Source organism: Caulobacter sp. BE264, from assembly GCF_031457805.1.
Classification (GTDB): domain Bacteria; phylum Pseudomonadota; class Alphaproteobacteria; order Caulobacterales; family Caulobacteraceae; genus Caulobacter.
Map to the genome: position 1 here is coordinate 233609 of NZ_JAVDXI010000004.1, position 24449 is coordinate 258057.

The window sequence follows — 24449 nt, forward strand, 5'->3', positions numbered from 1 at the left end:
GTTTCCCGCGAAAAATTCTCTTTAGAGCGCTCCTCCCCCGCGTGCGGGGGAGGTGGCGGCGGAGCCGTCGGAGGGGGCTAGCTGGAGATCGGCCGAGCTGGCCCCCTCCGTCCCTCCGGGACACCTCCCCCGCGCTGCGGGGGAGGAGCCTCAGTCGACTCAGCTGTTCTCCAGCTCGACGTTCAGGCCGAGCGAGCGCATTTCCTTGACCAGCACGTTGAAGCTTTCCGGGATACCGGCTTCGAACGTGTCGTCGCCGCGGACGATCGACTCGTAGACCTTGGTCCGGCCGGCCACGTCGTCGGACTTCACCGTCAGCATTTCCTGCAGGGTGTAGGCCGCGCCGTAGGCTTCCAGAGCCCACACTTCCATTTCCCCGAAGCGCTGACCGCCGAACTGGGCCTTACCACCCAGCGGCTGTTGCGTGACGAGCGAGTACGGACCGATCGAACGGGCGTGGATCTTGTCGTCGACCAGGTGGTGCAGCTTCAGCATGTAGATGTAGCCGACCGTGACCGGACGCTTGAACTGCTCGCCGGTCAGACCGTCGAACAGGATCGACTGACCCGAGCGGTTCACGCCGGCCATTTCGAGGTGATCCTCGATGTCGTCCATGCGCGCGCCGTCGAACACCGGGGTGGCGATCGGAACGCCCTTGCCCAGGTTCTTGGCCAGTTCGATCAGCTCTTCTTCGGTTTCCGGCAGCTCTTCGTCCGGACCGTAGATGTCGCGCAGGCGGTCGATGAGCGCCTGCTTCTGACCGCCGGCCTGCCAGTCTTCCATCAGGTTGGTGATCTGCTTGCCGAGGTTGGCGCAGGCCCAGCCCAGGTGGGTTTCGAAGATCTGACCGACGTTCATGCGCGACGGCACGCCCAGCGGATTCAGAACGACGTCGACGTGCGTGCCGTCGGCGAGGAACGGCATGTCCTCGATCGGCAGGATGCGCGAGATGACGCCCTTGTTGCCGTGACGGCCGGCCATCTTGTCGCCCGGCTGCAGCTTGCGCTTCACCGCCACGAAGACCTTGACCATCTTCATGACGCCCGGAGGCAGTTCGTCGCCGCGCTGCAGCTTGTCGACCTTGTCTTCGAAACGACGGTCGAGGCGCTTGCGGTTTTCGTCGAACAGGCGGCGCAGCGACTCCAGTTCGCCCATCGCCTTTTCGTCTTCCAGAGCGATCTGCCACCACAGGCCCGAAGCGACCTGAGCCAGGCCTTCGGCGGTGATCTCGCCGCGCGACAGGCCCTTGGGACCCGAGAGCGCGACCTTGCCGATCAGCAGTTCCTTCAGGCGGCCCGAGATGTTGCGGTTCAGGATCGCGAACTCGTCATCGCGGTCCTTGCCCAGGCGGTCGATCTCGGCGCGTTCGATGGCGAGCGCGCGCTCGTCCTTGTCGACGCCGTGACGGTTGAAGACGCGCACGTCGACGATCGTGCCGGCGACGCCCGGGGGCAGACGCAGGGACGTGTCGCGGACGTCCGAAGCCTTTTCACCGAAGATGGCGCGCAGCAGCTTTTCTTCCGGCGTCATCGGGCTTTCGCCCTTCGGCGTGACCTTGCCGACCAGGATGTCGCCCGGCTGGACTTCGGCGCCGATCGCCACGATGCCGGCTTCGTCGAGGTTGCGCAGGGCTTCCTCGCCGACGTTCGGGATGTCGCGGGTGATTTCTTCCGGACCCAGCTTCGTGTCGCGGGCCATGACTTCGAATTCCTCGATGTGGATCGAGGTGAAGACGTCGTCACGGACGATGCGTTCGGAGATCAGGATCGAGTCTTCGAAGTTGTAGCCGTTCCAGGGCATGAACGCGACGAGCGCGTTGCGGCCCAGGGCCAGTTCGCCCAGCTCGGTCGACGGACCGTCGGCGATGATGTCGCCGGCGCGGATCTTGTCGCCCACCTTCACCAGCGGACGCTGGTTGATGCAGGTCGACTGGTTCGAGCGCTGGAACTTCGACATGCGGTAGATGTCGACGCCCGAACGCGCGGGGTCGGTCTCTTCCGTGGCGCGGATGACGATACGCGTACCGTCGATCTGCTCGACCACGCCGGTGCGCTTGGCGATCACGACGGCGCCCGAGTCACGGGCGACGACGGCTTCCATGCCGGTGCCGACCAGCGGGGCGTCCGACTGCACCAGCGGCACGGCCTGACGTTGCATGTTCGAGCCCATGAGGGCGCGGTTGGCGTCGTCGTTTTCCAGGAACGGGATCAGGGCGGCGGCCACCGACACGACCTGGCGCGGCGACACGTCCATCAGGTCCACCGTCTCCTTTTGCAGGAGGGTCGGTTCGCCATTGATACGGCCCGGAACCAGGTCTTCCACGATCTCGCCGCCGTCGACCTTGATGTTCGACTGGGCGATGACGTGCTTGGATTCCTCCATCGCCGACATGTAGACGACTTCGTCCTGCGGCTTGCCGTCCTTCACGCGACGGTACGGGCTCTCGATGAAGCCGTACTTGTTCACGCGGGCGTGGGTGGCCAGCGAGTTGATCAGACCGATGTTCGGACCTTCCGGCGTTTCGATCGGGCAGATCCGGCCGTAGTGGGTCGGGTGCACGTCGCGGACTTCGAAGCCGGCGCGTTCGCGGGTCAGACCGCCCGGGCCGAGGGCCGACAGACGACGCTTGTGGGTGATTTCCGACAGCGGGTTCGTCTGGTCCATGAACTGCGACAGCTGCGAGGAGCCGAAGAATTCACGGACAGCGGCGGCGGCCGGCTTTGCGTTGATCAGGTCGTGCGGCATGACGGTGTCGATGTCGACCGACGACATGCGTTCCTTGATCGCGCGCTCCATGCGCAGCAGGCCGACGCGGTACTGGTTTTCCAGCAGCTCACCGACCGAGCGAACGCGACGGTTGCCCAGGTTGTCGATGTCGTCGATTTCGCCGCGACCATCGCGCAGACCCACCAGGACCTTCAGCACGGCCAGGACGTCTTCCTTGCGCAGGATGCGGACTTCGTCCGACACGTCCTGCTCCAGACGCATGTTCATCTTCACGCGGCCCACCGACGACAGGTCGTAGCGCTCGGCGTCGAAGAACAGCGACTTGAACATGGCCTCGGCGGCTTCCACCGTCGGCGGCTCGCCCGGACGCATGACGCGATAGATGTCGAACAGCGCGTCTTCGCGGATGGCGTTCTTGTCCACGCGCAGGGTGTTGCGCATGTAGGCGCCGACCGTGACGTGGTCGATGTCCAGCACGTCGATGGTGCTGAAGCCTTGATCGGCCAGGGCCTGGATCGAGGTGACGTCGAGCTCGTCGCCGGCTTCGGCGTAGATTTCGCCGGTCGCCATGTTGACGGCGTCACGGGCCAGGTAGCGGCCGGTCAGGGCTTCGGGCGCCAGCAGCAGGGTCTTCAGGCCGCCGTCGGCGAACTTCTTGGCCTGGCGAGCCGTGATCTTGGTGCCGGCCGGAGCGACTTCCTCGCCCGTGTCGGCGTCGACCAGCGGGAACTCCGGCTTCACGCCGCGCCAGCGCTCGGGCTTGTACGGGGTGGCCCAGCCGCCCGAACGCTTCTCGAACGGCACGACGTCGTAGAACGTGGTCAGGATCTCTTCGCCGTCCATGCCCAGGGCATAGAGGAAGGTCGTGGCCGGCAGCTTGCGGCGGCGGTCGATGCGGACGTAGACGATGTCCTTGGCGTCGAACTCGAAGTCCAGCCACGAGCCGCGGTACGGGATCACGCGTGCAGCGAACAACAGCTTGCCCGAGGCGTGGGTCTTGCCCTTGTCGTGGTCGAAGAACACGCCCGGCGAGCGGTGCATCTGCGAGACGATGACGCGCTCGGTGCCGTTGACGATGAAGGTGCCCTTGTCCGTCATGAGCGGGATGTCGCCCATGTAGACGTCCTGCTCCTTGATGTCCTTGACCGAGCGGGCGCCGGTTTCTTCTTCGGTTTCGAACACGATCAGGCGCAGCTTGACCTTCAGCGGCGCGGCGAAGGTCATGTCGCGCTGAATGCACTCTTCAACGTCGTACTTGGGCTCTTCGAACTCGTACGAAACGTATTCGAGCACGGCGCGCTCGTTGAAGTCCTTGATCGGGAACACCGACTTGAAGACCGCCTCGACGCCTTCGTCGCGACGCAGGCCCGGACGGGTCTCGCGCTGAAGGAACTGCTCGTAGGAGGAGCGCTGAACCTCGATCAGGTTCGGCATCTGCACAGCCTCGGGAATGCGGCCGAACGACTTCCGGATCCGCTTCTTGCCGGTGAAGGATTGCGCCATGTTGTTTCCCTGCGGCGCGGACGGAGTCCGCGCGTGAATTCGAATATCCGCTGCGTCCACCCTCGCCGCTCTCCTCGTCGGAGAGCCGCGGACGCTGGAATTCCCCTGTCGGGCGACCGGGACCGGAAGCCTGACGGGCGCCCCTTCGCGCTGGTCGGAGGGCGGCTGACCGCGCCTCGGGGCGTAATACGGACGCGCGTAGGCGCTCCGCCGATGTCATCGTGAGCGCGGGGATATAGGGGATGAGGATGAGGAAGGAAAGGGGGATTCGTAACGCGGCGTAAATGCTGCGATCAGTCCTTGCGCAGGGCCTTGGCGGCCAGCGAGACGCCCAACCCGATCAAACAGACAAAAAAGGCGGCCTTGGTCAGCGCGCCGGCGACGTCCACGACAAAGCCGAGGACCCCAAACAGGATCATGAGCGCGAGAAGGACACCAGCGAGCTTGAGCATGGGGGATGAACGCAAACGACGGACGGGGGTTCCGCCCCCGTGCTAGGCTTTCCAGAGACCTATCGTCCCTTTGGGGCCACAGAGCACCGCGGCCTTTTTCGACGTCAGGCGCACGCTATTCATCGGCGCTGCAGAGACGCGCTCGAACGCGCCACCGCCCCGACTGACGATGGTCCCGGCCAGACCGGTGGCGATCACCGTGTCGCCCTTCGCCGAAATCGCGGACAGATAGCCGGCGGGCGCAGCGACCGGCTCGAACGCCAGGGCGCCAGGCGCCAGACGCGCCAGGTTCACGCCCTTGCCTTGCGGGCTCTTGTAGTCGCCCCCGCAGACCCACAGCGTCCCATCCTTGGCGAAGGTGACGGCGAAGGCCCCCTTCGACGGCGCATCGGCCAGGATCGGCGTCTCCATCGCCACGAAGACCCCACCGCCGCCGCGCGACAGATAGACCCGCGCCTTGCCCGCGCCGCCCGTGCAGAACGCGACCTGCCCCCGGCGACCGATTGCGACACAGCCATTGCTGGCGGCGAAGGCGCCCTCGTTCGCCGCGGCCAGCGGCACGCCCTCGGGCTTCAACCGAGCCCACGTCTCGCCCGCGTCGTTGGTGTAAAGCACCGTGAACCGTCCCTGGGTCGGATCCCCGAGGATGAAGCCACGCTTTTTGTCGACAAACGCGATCGAGTCCCAGAAGCCGTCCGGATCCTGGTTAGTCGTGATCCGCGTCCAGGTCTTGCCGCTATCCCGGGTGCGCCAGAGCTGCGAGGCCTCGCCCGGCCCCGCGCTCATCGCCAGGACATGCTGGTCATCGAACGCATGTAGCCCACGGAAGTCGAGCGCCTCCGCGCCGACGATCCGGAAGGCGTCCTGTCTCTGCCCCTTGCCCCTCACCACCCAGCCCTTTGAGCCGGACGCCCAGAAGGCCTTGCCGCCGGTTGGAGAAAGCCCTCGCAGTTCGCTGTCTGTCGAGGAAGCAGGGATCACGAGACCGCCGGCGGCCGCGGCGGGCGTCGCGACGAAGGCGGCGCCCGCGATGATGAAGTTTCTCCGGTCCATACGAACCCTCCCCAGGCAAGACACACCGGCTTCAGATGAAACCACGCCGAGCGCAACCCAAATCCCCTTCTTGCGCCCAGTCCGAACCCGTGTCGTCCGTGCGCCGGACGACGAATTGTTGGGCACGGCCAGGAAGGGTCGACCGGCTGCTCCCGGGGCGCTTCGGGTGGCTACATCGCCCGGTGCTTGGCTTGCGTCGCTTCGTCCAGACGCAAAAACCGCGCAGCATTGTTGTAGAGGATGTCGCGCTTTTGCTGGGCGGAGAGGAACGGCGCCTCGTCGATCACCGCGATCGACCGCTCGATCGTCTCGGGCCAGACCATCTGGTCGGAGCCGAACATCACCCGCTCGCCGAAGCCCGCGTCGACCAGCGCCTGCAGGTAGCGATAGAAGGCCGGGCGCGGCTGCGAATAGACGATGACGCCGGTGTCCACATAGACCTGCGGATGAGCGTAAAGCAGCGCCAGAGTGTCATCCAACATCGGATAACCCGCATGCATCACGTTGATCCGCAGTTTTGGATGCTTAATCAGCACTTCCTCCAGCAGCAGCGGACTGCTGAGCCGCGCGCGGTACCCCGAACCGGGAAGATAGGCGACACCAGGCGGGCCCGGTCCAATATGGATGGCCACCGGTACATCCATCTGCTCGGCGGCGGCCCAAAGATTCTCAAGCCGGGGATCATTCGGCGCGATCCCGTCATACTGGAAGCCCAGCTCGCCGATCACAGCCAGTTGCCCTGCCGCCTTGGCCTTCCCGAAATCATCGAGAAGCACCCTGGGCTTGGACAGCTCCTCATTGGCGGGCATGAGACTGGGCAGCACACGGTCCGGAGCCAGGGCGCGCCAGGCCATGACCCGCTTGTAGGGCCCGCTCACCACACCGATGATGTTTCGCTTGGCCATGATCGCCAAGGTCTTGTCGCGGATCTCATCGTCCGAGGTCGGCGACCAGATCGGATCGGCGCACTTGGGCGACTTGAACATGGCGCCAAGGCCGGCCATCCAGGTCTGACGCTGATCCCAGGTCGGCATGGGATTGATCGGCGTACACATCGCCAGGGGCGGCGGCCCCTGCTCGTCAGCGGCCAATGCATGCAGGTGCATGTCGATGATCGGATCGGCCGCCCGGGCCGGCGCGCTCAACACCAGCGCGCACGCCAGGCCAAGACCTATCAGTCCGTAACGCATTCGCCCCCCGACGCCAGACGAACAAGGTTCGCTCAACGCATGAGAGGTTAGGCCCAACAAGAAGGCAATACGGAACCCGCCTGATCTAGGCATCGTTGCTCGATCTTCAGCGCCGCCGGCGGCCCCGCGCTTGACCGCGTCGCGAGCGAGTCCATAACTCCCCCATGACCCATGCCGCCCTCGCTGACTTCGTTCGTGGCCTGCCCAAGGCCGAATTGCACATGCACATCGAGGGCAGCCTCGAACCTGAATTGATGTTCGAACTGGCCAAGCGTAACGGGATCACCCTGCCCTTCGCCTCGGTCGAGGAAATCCGCGCGGCCTACGCCTTCTCGAACCTGCAGGACTTCCTGGACATCTATTACCAGGGCGCGGGGGTGTTGATCACCGAAGCCGACTTCAAGGATCTCGCGCTCGCCTATTTCCAGCGCCTGGCGGCCGACGGTGGGACGCACGCCGAGATCTTCTTCGATCCCCAGACCCACACCGATCGCGGCATCGCCTTCGATGTGGTGATGAAGGGCCTGCTCGCCGGCATGGACGAGGCCGAGAAGACCTTGGGCGTCACCTCCAAGCTGATCCTCTGCTTCCTGCGCCACCTCTCCGAGGAGGCCGCGTTCGAGACGCTGGAACAGGCTAAGCCCTGGCTGAAAGAGCTTGCGGGCGTGGGCCTGGACAGCTCGGAAGTCGGCCATCCGCCCGCCAAGTTCGCCCGGGTGCTGCAAGCCTCGCGGGACCTCGGCTTGAAGGTCGTCGCCCACGCCGGCGAGGAAGGCCCCCCGGCCTATGTCTGGGAAGCGATCGACCTCGTAAAGGTCGACCGCATCGACCATGGCAACCGGGCGCTGGAGGACGAGGCTCTTACCGAGCGCCTCGTCAAGGACGGGATCACCCTTACCGTCTGCCCGCTCTCGAACCTGAAGCTGTGCGGCGTGCCCAGCCTGGACGTTCATCCGCTGAAGCGGATGCTGAACCTGGGCCTCAAGGCGACCGTCAACTCTGACGATCCGGCCTATTTTGGCGGGTATCTCCTGGAGAACTACCTGGCCACCGCCAGCGCTGTGGGCCTGACCCGCGACGAGATCGTCACCCTGGCCAAGAACAGCTTCGCCGGCTCGTTCCTGAGCGACGCCGAAAAGGCCGAGCGGATCGCGGGGGTCGAGGCCTACGCGGCCGCCTACTGAGCCGCGCGCCGTGAGCCTGATCGCCGCCACCGCCTATAAGGCCGGACACCCCGTCCGCGTCCTGGACCTGTCCTCGCCCGACGCCCTGATCCCGCGCGAGGGCGAGTTCGTCTGGATTGGCTTGGCCGAACCAGACGAGGACGAACTGCGCCGCCTGCAGTCCGCCTTTGGCCTGCACCCGTTGGCGGTCGAAGACGCGCTGCACGCCCGTCAGACCCCCAAGGTCGAGATCTATGGCGACCAGTTGTTCGTGGTGGCCAAGACCGCGCATCTGGAAGGTGACCGCATCGCCTATGGCGAGACCGACTTCTTCGTCGGACGCCAGCACCTGATCACCGTCCGCCATGGCAGCGCCCGAGCCCATACTGAGCTACGCGCCCAGCTGGAGGCGACGCCGGGCCTGCTGGCCCATGGCGTCGACTACGTTCTCCACGCGGTGCTGGACTTTATCGTCGACGGTTACATGCCGATCGTCGACCAGATCGAGGAAGAGCTGCAGGCGATCGAGCAGCGCGCCCTCGACGCCTTCCTCAGCCGAGCCGAGATCACCCGCATCTTCGCCCTGCGCCGCTCGCTGATGCGGTTCAAAAAGATGCTGGGTCCGATGGCCCAGATGGCCGGCGCCTTGGAACATCACGACCTACCCTGCATCGACAGAGAGGTGCGGATGTACTTCCGCGATGTCCATGACCACGTGCAGCGCACCGAGATTCTGGTCGACGGCCTGCGCGAGGTGCTCACCTCGGTCTTCGAAATCGCCAGCCTTCTGGAGCAACAGCGCCAAGGCGTGATCACCCGCCAACTGGCCGCCTGGGCCGCAATCCTGGCGGTGCCGACCGCGATCGCCGGGATCTACGGCATGAACTTCGAGCATATGCCCGAGCTGAAGTGGGCCTATGGCTACCCGGCGGTCGTCGGCGGGATCGTCGTGGTGTGCGGCCTGCTGTACCGGCGGTTCAAGAAGGCGGGGTGGCTCTAGGCCCCGCAGACTTCGACGATCTCATGATGCCGCGCCGCGTCAATGCCACTGCGTTGCTCGTCGGCTAGTCGGCTCTTGTCGCCGTCGAGCAGCAGCAGGCTCGGCCGCTCGTCCGGGGTTTGAAACTGGATCAGCAGGCGCGTACCCAAGGTCGTTCCTGGATAGGCGGCGAGCTTGTTAGCCAGTTTCGCCGGATGCGGCGGCTCCTCGCGGCCGTCCTCTTCGTAGAGCTCGAGGTAGCGCTGGAACACGTCAGCCTCGACCTCGGCCCAGACGCCCCAGCCGAAGTAGTCGTCCTCGCCCTTCAGCGGCACCGGCAGGATGCAGCGGATGAAGTAGCGATCGCCCCACTGGCAGAGGTCGTCGTCGTAGCGGACCTCGGCCTCCAGTTCGGCTTCGGGCAGCGCGAAAACCTCGTCCGGCAGGGAAAAGCCCCAGTCGCGGGTCAGAGCCTCATGGCGCTCGCCACACGTGGCGCATTGGAATTCTTCGGCCATCGAACCCTTCGGCTTGAGATTTCAGCCGATGATTAGGCCAAGTCGACCGCTCAGACCACCGCGTCGCGCAGAGCATCGCACAAGCGGTCGAGGCCCTCGATGTCGAGACCGGGATCCAGGTTCACAACCACCGTCGAGGCCGCCAGGTGATCGGCGTTGGGGGTTTCGTCGGCGGCGAGCGTGCGATCCCGGACCGCGCAACTGGCGGGCACGCCGGCCGCCTGGAGCTTCCAGGCCACAGCCCCAGCGTCGTCGGTCGGCAGGCTGAGCGCGCAGACGGGCGAAACCCAGCTCATGCCCCAGCCAGGCTGGAAACCGACGCCGCTGTCCAGCAACAGCACGCGTAGTTGTTGGGCTACGCCACAAAGCCGCTGGCGAAGGCCGGGCCAGGCGGCGAGACCGTCGTCTCCCGCGAACGGTGCGGCTTCGACCGCGTTGACCGGCACAGCGTCCTCACAGGCCAGGAACACCCCCTGCCCGCCGGGCAGCCCCACCAGGACCGGCACGGGCGCTTCAATGATCACATCGAAGGCGCCGTGGGCGTCGACGAGGATCGGCAGCCCCGTCTCGTCCCGGAACGCGGCCCAGGCGCGCATGTCAGGTGCGCGGCCGTGGGCGGCGGCCGGCACGATGGCCTCCAGCGGTCCCGGCGCCTCTGGCAGCCGCTCGCGCAGATGGTCGGTGTCGAACATGGCGCTGAACGGGTCGACGTCGACGAGCCAGGCCTTGAGCCCCGCAGCGGCGACGCCCGCGAGCGTCTCCGGATCGGCCAGGGCCGAGACCACGCAAACACCGCCCGAGCGCACGCCCAGGGCTTTCAGAGCCGCCGCTGTGGCCTCAATCCGAGCCGCGAAGGCGCGGGCGGCGACCGGCCGGACGAAACGGGCGGCTAGCCGCTGCTCCAGATCTGAGGCGTGACCTGCGGCGCCGAGCGCCCTGGCGACCGCGTCGAAATCGATGGGCGCGCCTGGCGCTCGCACAAGGCTTTTGGCCTCACGCGCCAGGTCGGCGAGAGCATTGATCGGAGCGGCGACGGGCTTCGGGCGCATGAGCTTGAACGCAATCCACGACGAACCGGGCGACCTCATGGCCGCACCATATGGTTAAGCAACCGTATTCATCGATTCCGCTCGCCCTAATGCGGCGCGCGGTCGCGGCAAAAAACGCCGCACAAGCTTACTGACTGGGCGACTTTTGCCATGAGTCGCGCAGTTCGCGCTTCAGGACCTTGCCGATGTGGCTGCGCGGCAGGCTGTCGACGATCACCACCTCAGCCAGGCGCTGGGTCTTGCCGACCTGGCCGTTGACGAAGGTCTTGATGGCCTCGGCCTCCGCGGCCTGCCCGCTCTTCAGCGCCACGAAGGCCACCGGCGTCTCGCCCCACGCGTCGGAGGGCACACCCACCACCGCCGCCTCAACCACCGCCGGATGCTGGACCAGCACCGCCTCCAGGTCCGACGGATAGATGTTGAACCCACCGCTGATGATCATGTCCTTCTTACGGTCCATCAGGGTGAGGAAGCCCTCCTCGTCGAACCGGCCGACGTCGCCTGTCCGGATGAAGGTCCAGCCTTCGGGCGAGATCCAGGTCGCTTCGGCGGTCTTGTCGGGACGGCCATGATAGCCGTTCATCATACTGGCCGAGCGCCCGACAATCTCGCCAACCACGCCGGGCCCGACCTGCTGGCCGTCCTCGTCGACCAGCCGGATATCGTGGCCGGGCGCCGGACGCCCGACCGTGTGCAGCTTGTCGGGATGCTCATGGGCCATCAGGATGCACGTGCCGCCGCCCTCAGTCATGCCGAAGTACTCGACCAGACCGCCAGGCCAGCGCTTGAGCACCTGGGCCTTGAGCTCGGCGGCGAACGGGGCGCTGGTGCAGAACTTCATTCGCGTGGAGGAGAGGTCGTAGGCGTCGAAGTCCGGATGCTCCATGAGGCGACGGTACTGCACCGGCACCAGCATGGTGTGGGTCACGCGATGCGTCTGGGCCAGCTCCAGATAACGAACCACATCGAACTTCTTCATCAGCACCACGGTCCCGCCGCCCGCCAGGGTCGGGAAGAAGCAGACCAGCGTGGTGTTGGAATAGAGCGGCGTCGACAGGAGGCTGACGGGCGCGTGACCGTAGCCGATCGCGTCGCCGACGAAGATATGCTTCCAGCGCATGCCGTGCGACTGGACGATGCCCTTGGGCGTCCCAGTCGTGCCGCTGGAATAGATGATATTGAAGGGATGCTTGGGTCCGATTTCGACGGACACGGGCGTCGCGCCCTCAGGCGCCAGCCAGCGGTCGAACGCCTCGCCAGCGGCGGAGCCGTCCAGCGCGATCGCTCGCATCGGGATGGGCGCCGGCTTCTGGGCCTCGGCGACGCCGGCGTCGAGGAAGAACAGCCTGGCGCCGCAGTCGGCGACCATCACGGCGATCGACTCCGGCGTCGACGACGGCGCGATCGGGGCCACCGCAACGCCCGCCCGCAAGGCGCCCAGGAACAGCGCCGCGTAAGGAATCGACGACAGGGCGCAAACCGCCACCGCCTCGCCGGGCGTGATCCCGTCGCGCTGCAAGGCCGCCGCGACACGATCCATCAAGGCGTCAAACTGGGCGTAGGTGACCGCCTCGCCGGTCTCCATGACGACGGCCAGGCGATCGGGATTCTCCCGCGCGCGCTCACGCAGGACATCGCCGATGGTCCCGTAGTCGGCGGCGATCATAGCGGCGAGGGCGGACATTCTAGGAACTCCTCCCTTCCCCTTGGATGGGGAAGGGCTGGGGATGGGGTGACACCGTTGGACATGGGGGCGCGGCTTCAACCGCCGCATCACCCCACCCCTCCCCCTCCCCATCAAGGGGAGGGGAATTCAGCTCAAGCGTCCTTGAAGCCCTTGCCTTCGGCGACCAGGCGCTCGAGCAGGGCCGAGGGCTTGAAGTCGTCGCCCAGCTCGGCGTGGAACTGCTTCATCTTGGCCAGGACCTTGTCGAGGCCGACCAATTCGCCCCAGAACATCGGGCCGCCGCTGTAGACTGGCCAGCCGTAGCCGTTGATCCAGACGATATCGATGTCGGAGGCGCGGATGGCCTTGCCTTCTTCGAGGATCTTCGCGCCCTCGTTGACCATCGGATAGAGGCAGCGCTCCAGGATCTCCTGGTCGGTGATGTCGCGACGCTGGATCTGACGCTTCTCGGCGAAGTCGCGGATGACCTCCTCGACAACGGGCGAGGGCTTGGCGTTGCGGTTCTCGTCGTAGTCGTAGAAGCCCTTGCCGTTCTTCTGGCCGCGGCGATCCATCTCGCAAAGCACTTCGCGCACGGTCGAGGAGCTGGTCTTGGCCGGGTCCCAGCCGATGTCGAGGCCGGCCAGATCGCTCATCGCGAAGGGCCCCATGGGCAGACCGAAGTCGTACAGCACACGGTCGACGTCCCAGGGCATGGCGCCTTCCAGGATCAGCTTCTGGGCCTCGCGCTGGCGCTGGGCCAGCATGCGGTTGCCGACGAAGCCGTAGCAGACCCCGACCAGCACCGGGACCTTGCCGATGGTCTTGCTGAGCTTCATGCAGGTGGCGATGACCTCCTTGGAGGTCTTGTCGCCGCGCACCAGCTCCAGCAGGCGCATGACATTGGCCGGCGAGAAGAAGTGGGTGCCGATCACGCTTTCGGGACGGCTGGTGCAGGCCGCGATCTCGTCGACGTTCAGGTACGAAGTGTTGGTGGCCAGGATGGCGCCAGGCTTGGCGATCTTGTCCAGCTTGCCGAAGACCTCCTTCTTGATCTCCATCAGCTCGAACACTGCCTCGATGATCATGTCGCAGTCGGCCAGAGCCTCCATCTCCATGGAGGGCGTCAGTAGGCCCATGCGCTTTTCGACGTCGTCCTGGGTCAGCCGGCCCTTCTTGGCGGTGTTCTCGTAGTTCTTGCGGATGATCCCGACGCCGCGCTCCAGGTTTTCCTGTTTCGCCTCGATGATCGTCACCGGGATGCCGGCGTTCAGGAAGTTCATGGCGATGCCGCCGCCCATGGTGCCGGCGCCAATCACGCCGACCTTCTTGACGGGAATGGTCGGGGTGTCGTCAGGCACGTCCGGGATCTTGGCGGCCTGGCGTTCGGCGAAGAACACGTAGCGCTGGGCGGCCGACTGGCTGCCGGTCATCAGCTCCATGAACAGCTTGCGCTCGGCCTTCAGCCCTTCGTCGAAGGGCAGGTTCACCGCCGCCTCGATGCACTTGATGTTGTTCTCGGGGGCCATGAAGCCCCGGAACTTCTTGGCGTTGGCCTTGCGGAAGGCCTCGAAGATCTCGGGCTTGCCGCGCGCGGCTTCGACCTTTTCGTTCAGGTCACGGACCTTCTTCAGCGGACGGTTCTCGGCGACAACGGCCTTGGCGAAGGCGATAGCGCCCTCGCGCAGCTTGCCCTCCTCGACCAGCTCATCGAACAGGCCCATGGCGTGCGCGGCCTTGGCCGGCACGTGCTGGCCGCTGGTGACCATCTCAAGCGCCTTCTCGACGCCGACGATGCGCGGCAGGCGCTGGGTGCCGCCGGCGCCGGGCAGGAGGCCGATGTTCACTTCGGGCAGGCCGGCTTTGGCCGAGGGAACGGCGACGCGGTAGTTGGCGACCAGCGCCACTTCCAGCCCGCCGCCCAGGGCCGTGCCGTGGATCGCGGCGATCACCGGCTTGGGCGAGTTTTCGATGACGTTCTGCACGTCCTGCAGAGAAGGGCCGGTCATGGCCTTGCCAAACTCGGTGATGTCGGCGCCGGCGATGAAGGTCTTGCCGTCGCAGATCAGCACGATCGCCTTGACCGCAGCGTCGGCGATCGCGGCGTCGAACGCGCCGGCGAGCCCCTCACGCACAGCGGCCGACAGCGCGTTGACCGGCGGCGAGTTCAGCGTGACGACGCCGATGTCGCCTTCGACGGAAAAATCGGTGACGGCGTTGATCGCGGCCATGGCGGCTTCCACCCCTGTTTCTTGGTTTGAACGGTTGTTTGACAGCAGCGTGCATGCTCCGCCGCAGATGTCCAGACCTACGCAACGGCGCCCATTTCGCGGGCGCCCCCGGTTGACGGCCGGAAATGCATACTACAAATTCGAAATCAGAAGTTCGGCCGAGATCATCCGTGGGCTCGGAGGCGGCGCCGGGGGGCTGACCGGCGCACACCCTCCTGAAATCCAGAGAGAATGATCCGCGCCGGGGAGGGCGTTCGCGGGATTTCATGGGCTTTGGACGCGCCTTGCACGCGTCCTGACGTTTCGAAGTCGGTGGATTTCGCGAGCGTGACGTATTGCTCGCAATGCGTCGGACTTTGGTAAAGCGCAACTCGGCGCGGGAGGCTCTCCCGCGCCGTTTTCTTGCGGATAGGCGCCGCTGGCCTACCCCGCCGCCTCGGTGAAACTCGAATAGACCAGGGTCCGCAGCTCGCGACGGATCGGGTACGAGGTCGACGGCATCAGCTGGGTCATGAACACCACCGCCAGATCCTCGACCGGATCGATCCAGAACGCGGTCGAGGCCATGCCGCCCCAGAAGTACTCGCCATGCGAGCCCAGGTTCTTGGTACGGGCCTGATCGATGGTCATCGCGAAGCCGAGGCCAAAACCGAGGCCTTCAAACACCGCCTCGCTGAACAGCGACTTCGACGCCTGAACCAGTTCCTGGCCGCCGGGCAGGTGGTTCATCGTCATAAGCTTGATCGTCTTTGGGCTGAGCAGGCGCACGCCGTCCAGCTCGCCGCCATTCAGCAGCATGCGGCAGAACCGCATGTAGTCATCCGCCGTCGACACCAGGCCGCCGCCGCCCGATTTCACGGACGGATCGGAGAGATAGCGGCTCTTCTCGGGATCGTCCTGCAACACCACCTTGCCCGACGGCGTCAGGGCGTAGCAGGCGGTGAAGCGCTGGCGCTGGCTTTCAGGCACGAAGAAGCCGGTGTCGATCATCTTCAGCGGATCGAAGATGCGAGTCTTGAGGAACACGTCGAATGGCATCCCCGAGATCACCTCGACCAGGTAACCCAGGACATCGGTCGCGACCGAATAGTTCCAGGCCTCGCCCGGCGAGAACTCCAGCGGGACCGTGCCCAGCGTCTCGACGAAGGTCTTGAGGCCGCCTTCGCTATCGACGCCGTCCAGCTTCAGCTTGCGATAGGCTGCGTCGACATTGGTGCGCTGCTGGAAGCCATAGGTCAGGCCCGAGGTGTGGCGCAGCAGGTCGATGGTGCGCATCGGCTCCTTGGTGCGGGTCGTCTGGAACGCGCCGGCGACACCCGCCTGGAAGACGCCGAGGTCGCGCCAGGCCGGAATGAAGCGATGCACAGGATCATCCAGTGAGACGAGCCCCTCCTCGACCAGCATCATGAAGGCGACGCTGGTGACAGGCTTGGTCATCGAATAGATGCGGAACAGGCTGTCGGCCTTCAACGGCTTGCCGCGCTCAACGTCGGCGCTGCCCAATACCGAGGTATGGGCCAGCTGCCCCCGCCGCCAGACTTGGGTCAAGGCGCAGGGCAGTTTTCCCGAGTCGATGTACTTGGCCTGGATGAAGCTATCGATGCGCTTGAGGCGCTCTGAGGATAGTCCTACGGCTTCTGGCGTGCTCAACGTCCTGCTCTCCCCTTTTTCACGTCTTGATTGGCTCGGACCAGGACTCTCGCCGAGGCGATATGCCGCAACGTAAACTTTACCCAACCCTGCGCATCATCGATTGAAGACGAGCGAAGCGGGATGGGCAAGCACTTGGATAACGAGGCTGCCACCAGAATCGAAGCCGCTGCGGCTGACTGGTTCTTCCAGAACAGCCTCGAGATGTTCGTCGTGCTGCGCGACAGCAAGATCATCCGCGTCAATCCCGCCTGGAGCCAAGTGACCGGCTGGGCCGCCGAAGAGACCCTCGGCCGTCAGATCCGCGACTTCTTCCACCTGCACGATACCGAGGTGCTGACCGCCGCAGGTCACACGCTGAGAACCCTTGGCCACGCCCGTAGCGAAAACCGCCTGGCCCGAAAGGGCGGCGGTTGGCTGTGGGTCCGCACGCAATCGACCCTACTCGAAGACGGCGGACAGCTGATCGTCTTCCAAGACATCAGCGAGGACCGGGCGCGAGAGGCCGCCCGCCTACAGGCCGAACGCTCCAACGAGCTGCTGCGCAACGCCGCCGGCGTCTATGTCTGGCGCTTCAATCCCCGTAAGGGCGTCTACGTTTTCGACCAGGACATACCGACCCCCAGCGCGCCCGAAGGCGGGGCGCGGACGATGACGATCGCCGAGATGACCCTGTCCATTCACCCCGATGATCGCGCGCGCGTGTGGCAGGCCTTTTCTCGAACGCTCCATACGGGCGAGCACGTTGAAATCGACTACCGCTACCTAGACCCTGGCGCCGAGGCGTGGATCCACCTGCACGTGGCCTGGCGCGGCGTGCGCGGATCCAGCCCTGAAGCCTTCGACGTCATCGGCATCACCCAGAACGTCACTGAACTCGTCGCGGCGCGCGACGCGGCCCTCGCCGCCGCCGAGGCCAAGTCGCAGTTCCTGGCCAATATGAGCCATGAAATCCGGACGCCGATGAATGGCGTGCTGGGCGTGCTGCACCTCCTGAAGACCGAGAAGCTGTCGGACGACGGCCGCCGCCTGCTGACCGAGGCTCTGGGATGCGGCGAAATGCTGTCGGAGCTTCTGAACGACATCATCGACTTCTCCAAGATCGAGGCTGGGAAGCTGGAGTTGTCCGCCGAGCCCGTCTGCCCGGCGACGTTGCTTCGCGGCGTCGCAGACATGCTTCGCGCGCAGGCCGAGGCCAAAGGACTTTATCTCCGGGTCGAGGCGTCGGGTGATCTTGGGTGGGCCGCGACCGACCCCCTTCGCCTGCGCCAGGCCCTGTTCAACCTGATCGGCAATGCGGTGAAGTTCACCCTGGAAGGCGGCGTCGTCGCGCGGCTGTCCGGAAACAGAATAGACAGCCCAGAAGGCGGGCGGCTGAGGCTGCGGTTCGAGATCGACGACACAGGCGTCGGCATCGGCGAAGAGGCCGGTGCGCGGCTGTTCGAGCGCTTCCGGCAGGGTGACGGTTCGACCACACGGCGGTTCGGGGGCTCCGGCCTGGGCCTCGCGATCTGCAGACGTTTGGCCGAGATGATGGGCGGCGAGGTCGGCTTTGAGAGCCAGCTGGGCAAGGGCTCGACCTTCTGGCTTGAGGTGGACGCACAAGCCTGCGCGCGCCCCGACCTTGAGCAAACCAACGCAGACGGCCCCCTGTTCGACGGCCTCCGAGTGTTACTGGTGGAGGACAACGCCACCAATCGACTGATCGCGACGCGCATGCTCGAGGCGCTTGGGGCGCGGGTGACCACCGCCGAAGACGGCGCGCAAGGAGCGGCGGCGGCGCGCGAGGGCTTTGACCTGATCATGATGGATATCCAGATGCCGGTGATGGACGGCGTCGAGGCCACCCATCGCATCCGTGCGATCAAGGGCCCGGCCGGCGCCACGCCCATCCTGGCCATGACCGCCAACGCCATGGCGCACCAAAAGGCCAGCTATCTCGCAGCGGGGATGAACGGCGCCGTCGCCAAGCCGCTGTCGCCGATGGCCCTGGCGCAGACGATCGCCGCGGCCCTGACAACGGATCGACCCACTCAGCGGAAAGTCTCCTAGAACGCTCCAGAGCAACCTCGCCTGAAACAATCCTGACAAATCGGGGCTGTAGGCAGCCACTATTGTCCCACGACAGACGGCGTTGGCCTTTAAGCCAGCTCCATGGACGCCTAGATTGGACGCGAGAGTCCAGTGGCCGGCGCGACCGTCGGTCGTCATAGGACCCCGGGGATTTGAAGGCGATGGACGACGGTCGGATCGCGGGAGCGGCGACGGCGCGCTACGCGAAAAAGAAGGAGACGATCCTGGCGGCGGCCACAGCGATCCTGAACCGCCAGGGCGTCCGCGGCATGACTCTGGCCGATGTCGCCGCCAGCGTCGGCCTCAACACCACCAGCGTCACCTACTACTATCGGAAAAAGGACGACTTGGCCGCCGCCTGCTTCATGCGCGGACTCGAGCGCTTCGAAGCCATGGTCGAGCAGGCCGCCGCCGAGGCGCGCCCGGCGGAACGGATCGTCAAGTTTCTAGATCTCTATCTCGACCTCAATCGTCGCGTGCGTCTGGGGGAAGCGACGCCGCTGACCAGCTTCGCCGAGATCAAGGCCCTCAAGGAGCCTCTGCGCGGCTCGGTCGTTGGCGCGTTCAATGACCTGTTCCGACGGGTGCGAAGCTTCTTTGACGACCCGTCCCTGGCGCATCTCGACAAACCTCAGCGCAATGCGCGCACCCATCTGCTGATGGAACAGGTGTTCTGGTCGGGGCGCTGGCTACGCCGTTACGACATCGAGGACTACGGCCGGGTGCTTGAGCGGATGAGCGACATCCTGCTGAAGGGCCTGCCCGTGGCGAACCGAGCATGGGAGCCGCATTCCCTGCCCGATCCGACGCCTGTGTCGCCTGAAGGCCTGGAGTGGCGCGAGACCTTCCTGGTCGCGGCGACGCGCCTGATCAACCAGCGCGGCTATCGCGGGGCCTCGGTCGAGGACATTTCCGCAGCGCTGAACGTCACCAAGGGCTCGTTCTATCACCATCACGAAGACAAGGACGCCCTGGTGACCGAGTGCTTCGAGCGCACCTTCACGGTAACCCGTCGTTCTCAGCTCGACGCGCGGGCCCTGCCGACGGACAGCTGGACACAGCTGGTGTCGACCGCCGCCGGCCTGACCAGCTACCAGCTGTCCGAGCATGGCCCGCTACTGCGCGCCTCGTCGCTCGGCGCCCTGCCCGAGCCGCTGCGCAGCGACATGGCTGACGGCTATATGCGGGGCTGGCAACGCTTCGCATCCATCATCTCGGACGGCGTGGCCGACGGATCGATCCGGGCGGTCGACGCCAGCATCGCAGCCCATATGATCAACTCGATGCTGAACGCCGCCGCCTCGCTCGAGGCCTGGGTGCCCGGGCTGAAGCGTGAAGAGGCCGCGAACCTGTTCGCCCGACCGCTGTTGACGGGCGTCCTCAGCTAAGCCGCAGCACCCGGCGACGCCCGTTAACCATAGGGTGCCCAAGCCGGCGGGCGACTGCTACCATCGGCCCCTCGATTCGCTAGAAGTCGCGCGCCATGACGACCATCAATCCGTATGCGTCGACCTATGCGCCCGGCCTGACCGCAGGTCAGACGGCGGCCCAGCGCGCAAGCCAAGCCGCCTCCCAAGCCAAGACCCGCGACCAGAGCGAGACGATCAACACCCCGGCGGTGAACGTCACCCTGTCGCCCGCCGCGCAGGCGGCGCTGAAGGCGCAAACCGATGCCCGAACGATCGAGACGGTGGTCGCCGAGGCTAAGGCCCAGATCACCGCGCGCCTGAAAGCGGCCGGTGCGGCCAGCGCGCTGAAGGACGGCGCTCCCGCCATCGACCTGACGGCTCTGGACCGGCGCACGCTGCATGCCGTGGCCAGCAACAAGGGCGGGCAGTTCCCGATGGAGCAGCAAGTGGTCGCCGCCCTGGCCTTGAAATCGCAACAAGACGCCATGCTCGCCGGCCCCGCCGCTCAGGCCCGGCTCACCGGCGACTACACCAGTCTCTATCAGGCGGCCCTGGATCATCTGGACACGGCAGGGCCCGAGGAGAAGGCGTCCGCCGCCTGGAGCCGCGAACACGAGGCCCTGGTCGAAGGGCGCAAGCAGGCCATCGCCCGCCCAGGCCTGGCGCCAGCCGGCGTCGCGAATGACAGCGTGGCGGCCTACATGAAGGAGACCGGCAGCGCCGTCGCCGGCGCCAAGACCCGCGACTTCAGCAAGGTCGCCGGCGACGTCCGTCTCGCGCTGGACAAGCAGTATGAACTGGCTTTCGCCCCCGAGGCGGCCAAGGATCGCGACAGCGGCGAGATCGACTTCCGGCGGTTCGACGATCGTTCGTTGTCCGCCATCGCACTGAACAAGGACGACCAGTTCTCAACCCACGAGATCGCCCAGGCCAAGGCGGAGCTCCGTTCCCGCGACAGCGCCGCCATCAAGGCAAGCTACCAGTCCACAGCCGACGAGGCCGGCGGCTTTGGCAAGGCCATGATCACCCGCTACGCCGCCATGACCACCGAAGAACGGCAAGCCGCCGGCTGGACGCCCGACCTCTACGCCAAGATGACGGACCTGCAGGCCTCCCGCGAGAAGTTGGCGCAGATGTTCAATGCGGACGGCTCAGTGGCCGGCCCCGCCAGCCTGCTCGACTGGCTCTAGAGCATTTCACGACCTGACTGCGACAGGCCGTGAGCTCTAATCTTTTGTTTTGGCGCATTTTTCTTCACGCGAACCGGAACCACTTCGCTCGAAAAATGATCTAGACGCGCCCGACCAGGCAAGAAGACGGCGCGTCCTTGGGGGAAGGACGCGCCGCAAGTTCCCACACGCTCCGAGGAACTAGAACTTCTTACGCAGACCCACCTTGTAGGTGCGGCCCAGCGGATCGCCGGTGAAGGGGTCGTAGCCCAGGTCGAGACGGGCGTAGGACGGATCCTTGTCGAAGATATTGGTGATCGCCAGGGTGGCCGTGGTGTCCCAGGGCAGGAAGACGCGATAGGCGAGGTTGGTCAGGACCTGCTTTTCGATCTTCTTGCCCGCGCTGACCGTGACGCCGGCGCCCGTGGTGTCCTTGTAGGCGTTCGCCGCGAACGGCGCGGTGCGCTGGTCGGTGTAGGAGCCGATGTAGTGCACCGACAGACGCAGGTTGTGCGGGCCGGAATTCCATTCCGCATAGGCGTCGCCCTTCCACTTCGGGATCGGCACGACGGTGGTCTGGTAGTTTAGGAGACCCACGGCGTCGAAGGCCTTCTCCACAGTGATGCCTTCCACCTGGGTTGCGCCGACCTTGTACTTCTGGATGTAGGTCGCCGAGCCGCCGATCGAGATGTCGCCGCCCATCACCTCGCGGAAACGATAGTCGGCCGAGAAGTCGAAGCCCGCGTTCTTCACCGGCGCGCCGTTGATGTAGTTGGTGCGAAGGCGCGCGATACTGGTCGTCGGCGTGGTGCAGGCGCCGGTGAAGGTGAAGCGCGCCACCAGGCCCGCATAGGCGGGGTCGGCGCAATTGTTCGCACCGGCCGCACCGTTCGGATAGAGCGAGGCCACCATGCCCGCCACCGGCTCGGCGACGATCGGATCCTTAAAGTCGAAGTAGAAGTAGTCGACGCTGGCCTTGAACTCGCCCGTCTTAAAGAGAAGGCCGAAGTTGTAGGTCTGGGCTTTTTCCGGCTTGAGGTTCGGGTTGCCGTAGATGTCGACGGCGCGGAACACCCCCAGAATGCCTTGCAGCGACGTCACCGAGGTCGTGGTGGTCAACGGGTCGGGCGGTCCGCGGAAGGTCGAGCCGGCGGAAGCGCGCAGGGCCAGCCAGGGGGTGGCCTGCCACCGTAGCGACGCTTTCGGGTTGAAGGTCGAGCCCACCGCGCCGCCGTATTGCTCAAAGCGCGCAGCCAGCTGAGCCTGGAAGTCGTCGGTGATCGGCACGGAGAGTTCGCCGAACGCCGCCGTCACGTCGCTCTGGTTGTCAGCCTCGTTGCCGACGCCCAGGAACATGAACGGCCCGTTGCGCACCGAGCCCGTGCAGGTGGTGACGCCGAAGTCCGGCGTATTGACGCACGGGTTGATGGCCGCGTTGCTGATGTCGTTGTAGTCGGCGGTGAAGTAGCTGCGGCGATACTGGACGCCGGCGGCCCAGGCGATATCGCCACCTTTCAGGGTGATGTTGGTCTTGCCGTTCAACACCGCCTCGCCGACGAACAGGCGCGAGGCCTGCTTGGTCGACAGCTTCTTGAAGAACCAGTCGATCAGGTCCTTGTTGTTGGCCAGCGCGGGATTGTAGCCGGCGTTGGCTTGCCCGGTGATGGCGTTGCCCGGGATCGCGCTTGCGAAGGGGTTGTAGTACATGCACTGGCCGACGCCGGCCGTCCCCTGAACGCCGGGCAGCGACGGGTTGCTGTCACAGAGCGGGCCGCCCAGACCTTGCAACGCCAGAGCGAAGCGGTTGACCAAGGTGTCATAGCCGGTGCGGATGCCGATCTCTTGCGAGTAGGTCAGCGCCACGTCCCAACCGATGCCGTTCTCGAACTCGCCGGACAGATCAGCCGACACCCGGAAGGCGTCGAACGAGCGCGCGCCGATCGAGGGGCCATAGCCGAACTTCGGATTGCCGCCGATGCCGAACGGCCGGTTGGCAACATTGAGCGCGCCGAACGCGAAGACCGAGCTGGGGACCGTGCTGACCGCGCCCGTCGCCAGGCTGGACAGTTGCACCGTGGGGTTCGCCGCCATGAAGGCGATCAGACCCGGATTCGTCGCGGGCACGACGTACCGCCCGGGAATGGGCGAGGCCTCGGCGGTCGGCACCGCCAGGGCGGCGTAGGACGGCGAGGTGTTCCACTCAGGCACGTCCGTATGCGCGTAAAGCACCTCGACGTGGAACTTGGTCGTCGCCGAAAGATCGGCGTTGGCCTCGGCGTAGGCCTGAATGGCGTTGGACTTCTCGACCAGGTTGTCGAAGGGCGTGTAGTGCCAGTAGCAAACCGGCGTCAGGCCGCTAAAGCCCGCGAAGCCGCCCAGGCTCGAGCAGGCGGGGTCGCGCATGCCGTTGGTCGTGCTGGCCAGCGGAATAAAGGTCGACGGGTTGCCGGCGGCGGACCAGCCCGCTTCCGGATTGCTCAGATACGACCGATTGGCCCAGTCCCGCTCGGCGACTGAGAGCTTCGAGCGATGCTGCCAACCGAGGCTGGCCAGGACGTTGCCGTTCTCCCAGACCTTGCCCCAGGTGAAGTTCAACCCGTAGTCGCCGTCGGAGCCGTTGATGTGTCGGTAGTCGGCGCCGACCTCCAGGCCCTCGAAACTCTTCTTGGTGATGAAGTTGACCACCCCGGCGATGGCGTCGGAGCCGTAGGTGGCGGCTGCGCCGTCTTTCAGGACCTCCAGACGGCCGATGGCGGCCGAGGGAATGATGTTGGTGTCAACAATACCCGCCCCGGCTTGACCAAACGGGTTGATCGCCAGGCGGCGACCGTTCAACAGCACCAGGGTGCGCTGAGAGCCAAGACCCCGCAGGTTCACCGAACCCGAGCCCTCCGAGCCCTGGGCGCGACTGTCGAACTGGTTGGTGTCCCCCAGCACACCGTTGGAGACCGAAAGCGCCTTCAGCAGCTCGACGGTGGACGGCGAGCCGCGCTTCTGCAGCTCTTCGGCGCCGATCACCTCCACGGGAAGGGCCGCGTCCTCAGGCGTGCCTCGGATGAAGGATCCGGTGACGACGACCTCTTCGACCTGGGTCGAGGCATCCGGCTTCTGGGCCTCTTGGGCCTGAGCCGCGCCCGCCATCGCCAGAGCCAGCGCGAGACATGATCCTCCGCGCAGGAAGCTGCTTCTGTTCATTCGTATTCCCTCCCTCGGTTCTTTCTTGATTGGCCGGTCGTCTTTTCGCGGGGCCATGTCGCGTTCAGCTCGGCGGCGATGTTCCCGACACGATGCCGGCGCGTACGCGTTCCTCAGCGCGGATGCAGCCGCGCTGCTCAGCAGGTTCTTTTTCGAAACCTTGAGATGCGTCGTAGGAAGCCGACAAGCTTTGGTCCCCCGGGGCCGAACGCCTGAAAAGCCGCGCAACAGGCTCGCCAACAGCGACGAGTCGAGCATTCAACAAACTATGTCGAACACCTGTTTCGATGATGCGGTATGTTTTGCCGTCGCGTCAACCTGCGCTGGGCTCGGCGGGTGGACGGCGCGTCAATCCACCACACTGCTGACAGGTATGGGATCAAGGACGGGCAAGCCTACGTCCGGCGGCTGGGCGCGCCCGT

The 24449-nt window shown here is 65.6% G+C and carries 14 protein-coding genes and 1 pseudogene; 5 read left to right on the forward strand and 10 right to left on the reverse strand.

Translation table 11 applies throughout. The annotated features are described in order from the left end of the window. Positions 1–159: 159 nt before the first annotated feature. From rpoB to J2X45_RS11755, 4 genes are all read right to left on the reverse strand, one after another. Positions 160–4230, reverse strand: a complete 4071-nt coding sequence (rpoB, locus tag J2X45_RS11740) for a DNA-directed RNA polymerase subunit beta (RefSeq protein ID WP_310214849.1) — start codon at positions 4228–4230, stop codon at positions 160–162. A gap of 293 nt (positions 4231–4523) precedes the next feature. Next, entirely contained in the window at positions 4524–4682 is a 159-nt protein-coding gene (locus J2X45_RS11745; RefSeq protein ID WP_310214851.1) for a hypothetical protein, read from the reverse strand. 42 nt (positions 4683–4724) lie between these two features. Next, positions 4725–5735 (reverse strand): photosystem II stability/assembly factor-like protein, encoded by a 1011-nt coding sequence (locus J2X45_RS11750; protein ID WP_310214854.1) that lies wholly within the window; start codon positions 5733–5735, stop codon positions 4725–4727. A gap of 170 nt (positions 5736–5905) precedes the next feature. After that, positions 5906–6925, reverse strand: a complete 1020-nt coding sequence (locus tag J2X45_RS11755) for an amidohydrolase family protein (protein WP_310214857.1) — start codon at positions 6923–6925, stop codon at positions 5906–5908. 164 nt (positions 6926–7089) lie between these two features. Here J2X45_RS11755 and J2X45_RS11760 point away from each other — a divergent pair, with 164 nt between their 5' ends. Together J2X45_RS11760 and J2X45_RS11765 are read left to right on the forward strand one after the other, a co-directional pair. Beyond that, on the forward strand, positions 7090–8109 hold the full coding sequence (locus J2X45_RS11760) for an adenosine deaminase (RefSeq protein WP_310214859.1): 1020 nt from the start codon (positions 7090–7092) through the stop codon (positions 8107–8109). 10 nt (positions 8110–8119) lie between these two features. Further along, positions 8120–9088, forward strand: coding sequence for a magnesium and cobalt transport protein CorA (locus J2X45_RS11765; protein WP_310214860.1), 969 nt, complete (start codon positions 8120–8122; stop codon positions 9086–9088). Here the strand turns inward: J2X45_RS11765 and J2X45_RS11770 are convergent. The 5 genes from J2X45_RS11770 to J2X45_RS11790 all read right to left on the reverse strand — a co-directional run bounded on the left by J2X45_RS11770 (position 9085) and on the right by J2X45_RS11790 (position 16181). Further along, positions 9085–9585 (reverse strand): DUF2199 domain-containing protein, encoded by a 501-nt coding sequence (locus tag J2X45_RS11770; protein ID WP_310214863.1) that lies wholly within the window; start codon positions 9583–9585, stop codon positions 9085–9087. The genes J2X45_RS11765 and J2X45_RS11770 overlap by 4 nt on opposite strands. 50 nt (positions 9586–9635) lie before the next feature. Next, on the reverse strand, positions 9636–10634 hold the full coding sequence (locus J2X45_RS11775) for a DegT/DnrJ/EryC1/StrS family aminotransferase (RefSeq protein ID WP_310214865.1): 999 nt from the start codon (positions 10632–10634) through the stop codon (positions 9636–9638). A gap of 127 nt (positions 10635–10761) precedes the next feature. After that, on the reverse strand, positions 10762–12318 hold the full coding sequence (locus J2X45_RS11780) for a class I adenylate-forming enzyme family protein (protein ID WP_310214866.1): 1557 nt from the start codon (positions 12316–12318) through the stop codon (positions 10762–10764). 134 nt (positions 12319–12452) lie between these two features. Then, positions 12453–14543: a 3-hydroxyacyl-CoA dehydrogenase NAD-binding domain-containing protein gene (locus tag J2X45_RS11785; protein ID WP_310214868.1), complete on the reverse strand. Its 2091-nt coding sequence runs from the start codon at positions 14541–14543 to the stop codon at positions 12453–12455. A 411-nt stretch (positions 14544–14954) separates the two neighbouring features. Further along, positions 14955–16181, reverse strand: a complete 1227-nt coding sequence (locus J2X45_RS11790) for a serine hydrolase domain-containing protein (RefSeq protein ID WP_310214870.1) — start codon at positions 16179–16181, stop codon at positions 14955–14957. A 123-nt stretch (positions 16182–16304) separates the two neighbouring features. Between J2X45_RS11790 and J2X45_RS11795 the strand changes: the two genes are divergently transcribed. From J2X45_RS11795 to J2X45_RS11805, 3 genes are all read left to right on the forward strand, one after another. Next, positions 16305–18233: an ATP-binding protein gene (locus J2X45_RS11795; protein ID WP_310214874.1), complete on the forward strand. Its 1929-nt coding sequence runs from the start codon at positions 16305–16307 to the stop codon at positions 18231–18233. A gap of 173 nt (positions 18234–18406) precedes the next feature. Next, positions 18407–19642 carry a TetR/AcrR family transcriptional regulator gene (locus J2X45_RS11800; RefSeq protein ID WP_310214876.1) on the forward strand — a complete coding sequence of 412 codons (1236 nt, stop codon included), beginning with the start codon at positions 18407–18409 and terminating at the stop codon, positions 19640–19642. A 95-nt stretch (positions 19643–19737) separates the two neighbouring features. Further along, entirely contained in the window at positions 19738–20853 is a 1116-nt protein-coding gene (locus tag J2X45_RS11805) for a hypothetical protein (protein ID WP_310214878.1), read from the forward strand. A gap of 180 nt (positions 20854–21033) precedes the next feature. On the opposite strand, the pseudogene J2X45_RS11810 reads toward J2X45_RS11805, so the two are convergent. Continuing rightward, positions 21034–24410: pseudogene (locus J2X45_RS11810) on the reverse strand (TonB-dependent receptor). Between the last annotated feature and the right edge of the window lie 39 nt (positions 24411–24449).